The organism is Paraburkholderia sp. (assembly GCF_024281035.1).
Classification (GTDB): Bacteria; Pseudomonadota; Gammaproteobacteria; order Burkholderiales; family Burkholderiaceae; genus Paraburkholderia.
This window is the reverse complement of the sequence record NZ_JAMXLH010000046.1, coordinates 1-7,774: the sequence shown is the minus strand read 5'-3', so window position 1 is coordinate 7,774 and position 7,774 is coordinate 1. Positions and strand designations below refer to the sequence as shown.

The 7,774-nt window shown below is 60.8% G+C and carries 7 protein-coding genes; 6 read left to right on the top strand and 1 reads right to left on the bottom strand.

Annotated elements, in window-relative coordinates; all coding sequences use genetic code 11:
* Positions 1–178: 178 nt before the first annotated feature.
* From otnI to pcaF, 6 genes are all read left to right on the top strand, one after another.
* The gene (gene otnI / locus Q0L30_RS14455) at positions 179–967 is read left to right on the top strand and encodes a 2-oxo-tetronate isomerase (RefSeq protein ID WP_296657448.1); all 789 of its coding nucleotides are present in this window, start codon (positions 179–181) and stop codon (positions 965–967) included.
* A 537-nt stretch (positions 968–1,504) separates the two neighbouring features.
* Positions 1,505–2,413 (top strand): ubiquinol oxidase subunit II, encoded by a 909-nt coding sequence (gene cyoA, locus Q0L30_RS14450; RefSeq protein WP_296657445.1) that lies wholly within the window; start codon positions 1,505–1,507, stop codon positions 2,411–2,413.
* Between the two features lie 3 nt (positions 2,414–2,416).
* Entirely contained in the window at positions 2,417–4,414 is a 1,998-nt protein-coding gene (cyoB, locus tag Q0L30_RS14445; protein WP_296657444.1) for a cytochrome o ubiquinol oxidase subunit I, read from the top strand.
* Positions 4,414–5,025, top strand: coding sequence for a cytochrome o ubiquinol oxidase subunit III (gene cyoC / locus Q0L30_RS14440; RefSeq protein WP_296657441.1), 612 nt, complete (start codon positions 4,414–4,416; stop codon positions 5,023–5,025). The genes cyoB and cyoC overlap by 1 nt, the downstream gene beginning before the upstream one ends.
* Positions 5,026–5,346 carry a cytochrome o ubiquinol oxidase subunit IV gene (gene cyoD / locus Q0L30_RS14435; protein WP_296657438.1) on the top strand — a complete coding sequence of 107 codons (321 nt, stop codon included), beginning with the start codon at positions 5,026–5,028 and terminating at the stop codon, positions 5,344–5,346.
* Positions 5,347–5,617: 271 nt separating this feature from the next.
* Positions 5,618–6,820, top strand: coding sequence for a 3-oxoadipyl-CoA thiolase (gene pcaF, locus Q0L30_RS14430; RefSeq protein ID WP_296657436.1), 1,203 nt, complete (start codon positions 5,618–5,620; stop codon positions 6,818–6,820).
* 212 nt (positions 6,821–7,032) lie between these two features.
* Here the strand turns inward: pcaF and Q0L30_RS14425 are convergent, their stop codons facing one another.
* Positions 7,033–7,188 carry a hypothetical protein gene (locus Q0L30_RS14425; RefSeq protein ID WP_296657434.1) on the bottom strand — a complete coding sequence of 52 codons (156 nt, stop codon included), beginning with the start codon at positions 7,186–7,188 and terminating at the stop codon, positions 7,033–7,035.
* Positions 7,189–7,774 lie beyond the last annotated feature (586 nt).

The window sequence follows — 7,774 nt, the reverse complement described above, 5'->3', positions numbered from 1 at the left end:
GCGACTGCGACTGCGACTGCGACTGCGACTGCGACTGCGACTGCGACTGCGACTGCGACTGCGACTGCGACTGCGACTGCGACTGCGACTGCGGCTGCGGCTGCGGCTGCGACTGCGACTAGTGGCTTTGAAGCGCCGTCACAGGCGCATGCCGACCGACTGAAAGGAGACCTCGACCATGCCCCGCTTTGCGGCCAACCTGACGATGATGTACGCCGAATACGCCTTTGCCGACCGTATCGCCGCGGCGGCGCGTGACGGCTTCGCGGCGACCGAGTGCCTGTTCCCATACGACTTGCCCGCCCACGACCTGAAGTCGCGCCTCGACGGGAACGGCGTCGAACTGGTGCTGTTCAACGCGCCGCCCGGCGACTGGGCGGCGGGCGAGCGCGGCATCGCGTCGTTGCCGGGGCGCGAGGACGAATTTCGCCGCGGCATCGACCAGGCGCTCGACTACGCACGCACGCTCGGCACCCGGCGCGTGCACGTCATGGCGGGGCTGCGCGATGCGGGCACGCCGTACGAGGCGCAGCGCGAGTGCTACCTGCGCAATCTGGCCTGGGCGGCGTCGCAGGCTCAGTCCGAGAGCGTCACGGTCCTGATCGAGCCGATCAACCCGCGCGACATGCCCGGCTATTTGCTGAACCGTCAGGACGACGCACAAGCGATCCGCGCCGCGCTGGGCGCAGCGAATCTGCTCGTGCAGTTCGACTGTTACCACTGTCAGATCGTCGAAGGCGACCTGGCCATGAAGCTGCGGCGCGACATCGGCGGAATTGGCCATGTGCAGATCGCAGGCGTGCCGCAGCGGCACGAGCCGGATACCGGCGAGGTGGATTACCCGTATCTGTTCGCGCTGCTCGACGAACTGGGCTACGGCGGCTGGATCGGCTGTGAGTACCGTCCGCGCGGGGCGACGTCGGCTGGACTGGGTTGGGTTCGATCGTATCTGTCTGATCGTTCGTAATGCAAATATTCGCGCGCGCTGGACGCCGCTCGCCGGCCGTAGTTTGTTGAAGAGCCAATAAGAGCAAATAAAAATGGCTCGTGGGCACCGTCGAATTCGTTTTTTTAGGATCGAGTTACCGTCACACGATCCAATCCGGCGATCCGAAGGGCTTCCCCAAAGCCGGGCATTGCGTCGCCCGAATCGTTAATGCCGCCGTTTTTACGGCGGCGATTTCCAGGATTTTCTGACAGGCTTCGCGAAAAGGTTAACCACCTTTAAACATTGCTTAGCATGTTTAATTATTGTCTGTAGGACTGCTTGCGCCATTACGTCGCACCCGTACGAATTTTGCCTTCGTTGCGGGGTAATATTTGGCGTGGATCAATTTTTGAACAGGATTCCTTACGTAAAATTGCGCCGCTTCAAGTGTGGGTGCATTTGTCGTGGATTTTTTGCGATGCAAATGCCCGGTGCGTCAACTGCCCCATGTGTCAACCGCGTGATGTGTCAACGGCGTAATGCGTCAAAGGTCCTTCAAAGGGAAAGCGTGCAAACATGACAGAAAGAAAAGCCTTCAAACGATGGCTCGTCCTCCTCGGCAGTGGGTTGGCCGTCTCACTATCGGGGTGTAGCGGAAATTTTGCGCTGTTCGACCCGAAGGGCAGCATTGGCGTTGCCGAAAAGTCGCTCATCATCACCTCGACGGTCGCCATGCTGATTGCCGTGGTGCCGGTGATCTTCCTCATCCTGTTTTTCGCATGGCGCTATCGCGCGTCGAACCGGAACGCCACCTACGCGCCTAAATGGTCCCATTCCACGATGATCGAAGTCGTGGTCTGGACCATTCCCTCGCTGATCATCCTCTACCTGGCCATCCTCACCTGGAAGACCACCCACGAGCTCGATCCCTACAAGCCGCTCACGTCGGACGTCAAGCCGATCAACGTCGAAGTCGTGGCGCTCGACTGGAAGTGGCTCTTCATCTACCCGGACCTCGGCATCGCGACGGTGAACCAGCTCGCCATGCCGGTCGGCACGCCCGTGAATTTCCGCATCACGTCGGATTCGGTGATGAATTCGTTCTTCATTCCGCAACTCGGCACCCAGATCTACGCGATGGCCGGCATGCAGACGCGCCTGCACCTGATCGCCGACCACCCGGGTGACTACGCGGGCCTGTCGGCGCAATACAGCGGCCAGGGCTTCTCGGACATGAAGTTCCGCACGCTCGCCACGAGCCAGCAGGAATTCGACGCATGGGTCGAGAAGGTGAGGGCGTCGTCGGCGTCGCTCTCGATGGACGAATACGCGGCGGTGGCGAAGCCGAGCGAGAAGGATCCCGTGCAGCACTTCTCGAGAGTCGATCCGAAGCTCTTCAACAACATCGTCGCGAAATACAACAACGGCCACGTCACCGATTTCCGTGACGCTGTCTGCCGTGTTGACGGGAAACTTGAGGGGTAACGCATGTTAGGCAAACTTACTTTAGAGGCAATTCCGTTCGATCAGCCGATCATCATGGGCGCCGCTGCGTTCATGGCGCTGATCGTGCTGGCTGTGGGCGGTCTGGTGACCGTAACCGGAAAGTGGAAGTACATCTGGAGCGAATGGCTCACGAGTGTGGACCACAAGCGCATCGGCGTGATGTACATCATCGTCGCCGTGCTCATGCTGCTGCGCGGCTTCGCCGATGCCGTGATGATGCGCATCCAGCAGGCCATCGCGTTCGATTCGCCAGGCTACCTGCCGCCGCACCACTACGACCAGATCTTCACGGCGCACGGCGTCATCATGATCTTCTTCATGGCGATGGCGCTGATGATCGGCCTGATGAACATCATCGTGCCGCTGCAGATCGGCGCGCGCGACGTGGCGTTTCCGTTCCTGAATTCGCTGTCGTTCTGGATGACGGCGATCAGCGCGATCCTGATCAACATTTCGCTCGTGGTCGGTGAGTTCGCGCAGACCGGCTGGCTCGCGTATCCGCCGCTTTCGGAGCTGCAATACAGTCCGGGCGTGGGGGTCGACTATTACTTGTGGTCGTTGCAGCTCTCGGGCGTCGGCACGTTGATCTCGGCGGTCAACTTCTTCGTCACGATCCTGAAGATGCGCGCCCCGAGCATGAACCTCATGAAGATGCCGGTCTTCACCTGGACGACGTTGTGCTCGAACGTGCTCATCATGGCCACGTTCCCGATTCTCACGATCGCGCTTGCGCTGCTCGGCCTCGACCGCTACGTCGGCACGCACTTCTTCACGAACGACGCGGGCGGCAACGCCATGCTGTACCTGAACCTGATCTGGGCGTGGGGCCACCCCGAGGTGTACATCCTCGTGCTGCCTGCGTTCGGCATCTATTCGGAGATCATCGCCACGTTCTCGAAGAAGCCGCTGTTCGGCTACAAGACGATGGTGTACGCGACGTGCGCCATCATGGTTCTCGCGTTCCTCGTGTGGCTGCACCACTTCTTCACGATGGGCGCAGGCGCCAACGTCAATGCGTTCTTCGGCATTATGACGATGATCATCGCGATCCCGACGGGCCTGAAGATTTTCAACTGGCTGTTCACGATGTATCGCGGCCGTGTCCACTTCACCACGCCGGTGCTCTGGACGATCGGCTTCATGGTGACGTTCACGATCGGCGGCATGACGGGCGTGATGCTCTCGATTCCCGGCGCGAACTTCGTGCTGCACAACTCGCTGTTCCTCATCGCGCACTTCCACAACACGATCATCGGCGGCGTGGTGTTCGGCTTCCTCGCGGGCCTTCACTACTGGTTCCCGAAGATCTTCGGCATCAAGCCGAACGAGAAGCTCGGCAAGGCGTCGTTCGCCTGCTGGCTGGTCGGCTTCTATGTGGCGTTCGTGCCGATCTACGTGCTGGGCTTCATGGGCATGACGCGCCGGACCAACCACTACGACAACCCCGACTGGCAGATCTGGCTCGTCATCGCGGCGATCGGCGCGGCCATCATCGCCCTGGGCATCGTGCTCCAGGTCGTGTCGTGGATCGAGGCGTTCATCAACCGCAACAAGCCGGAATGCAAGGATGTGACGGGCGATCCGTGGGACGGCCGTACGCTCGAATGGGCGACTTCGTCGCCGCCGCCGGTCTACAACTTCGCGGTGATCCCGCACGTCAGCGACATCGACGTTTTCGCCCACATGAAGGAAACCGGACGTGGCATCGGGCTCGAAGCGCACTACCGCGATATTCATATGCCGTCGAACACGTCGGCCGGTTTCATCGTCGGCATGTTCAGCCTCGTACTGGGCTTTGCGGGTGTGTGGCACATCACGTGGCTGGCCGTGCTCGCGCTCGTCGGTATCGTGGTGACGGTCGCGGCGCGCAGCTTCGGCAATAACGACGGTTACATCATTCCTGCCGAGCGCGTGCGCGAAATTGAAGAACTGCGCGAAGAACAGCGTCGCCGCGCCATCGGCGCCCTGGAGGCCAACTGATGTTACAGAAAACCAATCCGGCGAACCTCGCCGAATTCGATCACCAGGACCACCCGGAGTCGCACTCGGTATTCGGCTTCTGGACTTATCTGATGACCGACTGCGTGCTGTTCGCCGCGCTTTTCGCGACGTTCGCGAGCCTCGCGCAGCAGTTTGCGGGCGGCCCCACGGGCAAGGACCTGTTCGAGCTACCGGGCGTGGCGATCGAAACCGGACTGCTGCTGCTCTCCAGCATCACGTTCGGATTCGCGATGTTGAACGCGTACCAGCAGAAGTCAGGCAAGGTCATGCAGTGGCTCGTGGTGACCTTCGTGCTCGGCGCGCTGTTCCTGTTTCTCGAACTGCGCGAGTTCTCGCAACTGATCGCGGAAGGCGCGAGTCCCCAGCGCAGCGCGTTCTGGTCGTCGTTTTTCGTGCTGGTCGGCACGCACGGCCTGCACGTTTTCATCGGTCTGATCTGGATGGCCGTGATGATGATTCACGTGCTCCTCAAGCCGCAGCTCGGCGAGCACGAAATCCGCCGTCTTGCGTGTCTGGGCCTCTTCTGGCACTTCCTCGACCTCGTGTGGATCTGCGTGTTCACTTTCGTCTATCTCGGGAGCGTGCTCTAAATGGCTCATTCTCAATCGCAGGCTCACGGCAGCGCCGGTAGCTACATCCTGGGCTTTATCCTTTCGGTGATCCTCACCGCGGCCGCGTTCGGCGTCGTGTGGTACGGCGCGCTCGATTCGGGTAGCGCCACGGCCGTGCTGGCCGTGCTCGCGTTCGTGCAGGTCGTCGTTCAACTCGTGTTCTTCCTGCATCTGAACTCCGGGCCAGGACGCGGCATGAACATGATTTCGCTTGGCTATACCGTGGTCGCCGCCGCGTTTCTTATTTTCGGCACGGTCTGGGTCATGAACAACGTCGCCATGCATATGATGTCGCGTTAAATTCCGGCCCCACTCGCGTGCCTGACGGCCGTACAGACTTCGCGTCTGTGCGGCCGTTTTACTTGCGACAGGGCCGTTCGCGCGCTTGAGACCCACTTGAGACCCGCTTGAGACCCACTTGAGACCCGCTTGACACCCATTCGGTGACCCACCTATGATTGGCAAAAATGTTCAGCTAACGATCTGTGGTTCGCGTATAGAACAAATGTACCGGGGCGGCGCGTTTAATTGTTGAATTTCCTCTGCGCCGCCCATCAATCAGGAGATTTGCATGGCGGAAGCTTTTCTGTGCGATGCGATTCGCACGCCGATTGGCCGTTACGGCGGCGCCCTCGCTCATGTCCGTGCGGACGATCTCGGCGCGGTGCCGATGAAAGCGCTGGTGGACCGTAACAAGGACGTGGACTGGTCTGCACTCGACGATGTGATCTACGGTTGCGCAAACCAGGCCGGCGACGACAACCGCAACGTTGCGCGCATGTCGCTGTTGCTGGCGGGGTTGCCGGAGGCGGTGCCCGGCAGCACGCTGAACCGTCTGTGCGGTTCGGGCATGGATGCGGTAGGCAGCGCCGCGCGCGCGATCCGGGCCGGTGAGGCGGGCCTGATGATCGCAGGCGGCGTCGAGAGCATGAGCCGCGCACCGTTCGTGATGGGCAAATCCGCGAGCGCGTTCGCGCGCGACGCGGCGATCTACGACACAACCATCGGCTGGCGCTTCGTGAATCCGCTCATGAAGCAGCGGTACGGCGTCGATTCGATGCCCGAGACGGCTGAGAACGTCGCAGTCGACTACAACGTAAGCCGCGCCGATCAGGACGCGTTCGCGCTGCGCAGCCAGCAAAAGGCGGCGCGCGCGCAGGGCGACGGCACACTCGCGCAGGAAATCGTCGCGGTGACGATTGCGCAGAAGAAAGGGGAGCCGATCATTGTTTCGCGCGATGAGCATCCGCGCGAGACGAGCCTCGAAGCACTCGCGAGGCTCAAGGGTATCGTGCGCGCGGACGGCTCGGTGACGGCGGGCAACGCTTCAGGCGTCAACGACGGCGCATGCGCGCTGCTCCTTGCCAACGAAGAGAATGCGAAGCGCTTCGGCCTTACGCCGCGTGCGCGCGTGCTCGGCATGGCGACAGCCGGCGTCGCGCCGCGCGTGATGGGCATCGGTCCGGCGCCCGCCACGCAAAAGCTGCTCGCGCGCCTGAACATGACGATCGATCAATTCGACGTGATCGAACTGAACGAGGCGTTTGCATCGCAGGGGCTGGCGGTGCTGCGCATGCTGGGCGTCGCCGACGATGATCCTCGCGTCAATCCCAACGGCGGCGCGATTGCGCTCGGCCACCCGCTCGGCATGAGCGGCGCGCGTCTCGTGACGACGGCGCTGTATCAGCTGGAACGCACGCAGGGCCGCTTTGCGCTGTGCACGATGTGCATCGGCGTGGGCCAGGGGATTGCCATCGCAATCGAGCGCGTCTGATCGCTGCGCGCCTGCGTTCATTGGCATGCCGTGACGCCGCAGATCGAACGATCTGCGGCGTTTTTCGTTGTCATGCGCGAAGGTTTCGCCGCGCGGGCTGCCGTAAAAATCCATAGTCAGGCTGACCGTCTCATTAGCGCCCGATGCTGTGCATCGGGCGTCCTCGTGCGCAATTGCTGTCAACCTGTTCCAGGACTTGACACCTACGGCGTTCAGTAACCGCCGGTCGACGAACTCGAATTACCCGAACTGTTCGATGAGCTGTCGTTCTTCTGATTCATGTTGTCTTCCGCGGCCGCCGGGGACACTGAGGCCGCGACAATTCCGAGGCTGACGAGACACGCAAGAAAAATACGAAATCGCTTCATGGTGATCTCCTGTTGGGGAAATTCGCAGGACGTCCCGCCCGGAGATATCCAGCGAGGTATGAACCACACAATTACTGAAGATGCCCAAATGCCGGTTCATCGCGAACGCAGGCGCCGACATAGCGTTAAACGCGGCGCGCGGGCGCCTTATTCCCGTGCGCAATAACGATGCCGTTGCAGTTGAAGAGGCGCGTCGTCATACGGGAGTGGCGCCCCGCGCCGGAACGGGTCTTTACGTTTGCGGCGTCGCGCGAGTACCACAAAAGAATGATAGCTCCGTGACAGCCATAATTCCCCATTTCCTTTTTATAACAATGCGTTAAGCAAAAATCCGATACATCGCCCAGATATTGAAAGAGTCTGTTTCACAGACAGCGTGCCCGCTGGAGCAGGTTTGACGATTAAATCTCGTCCGCAACCTGGCTCCGACATTCGCAGCCATTTCATTGCAGTATGAATGTCAATATGGGAAATATCATGAAGAACACTTTGATCGTCGCGGGCGTCCTGAGCGTGTTCGCCATTTCGGCTCAAGCACAAAGCAGCGTCACGCTGTATGGCTCGCTGGATGCGGGCATCGTCTACG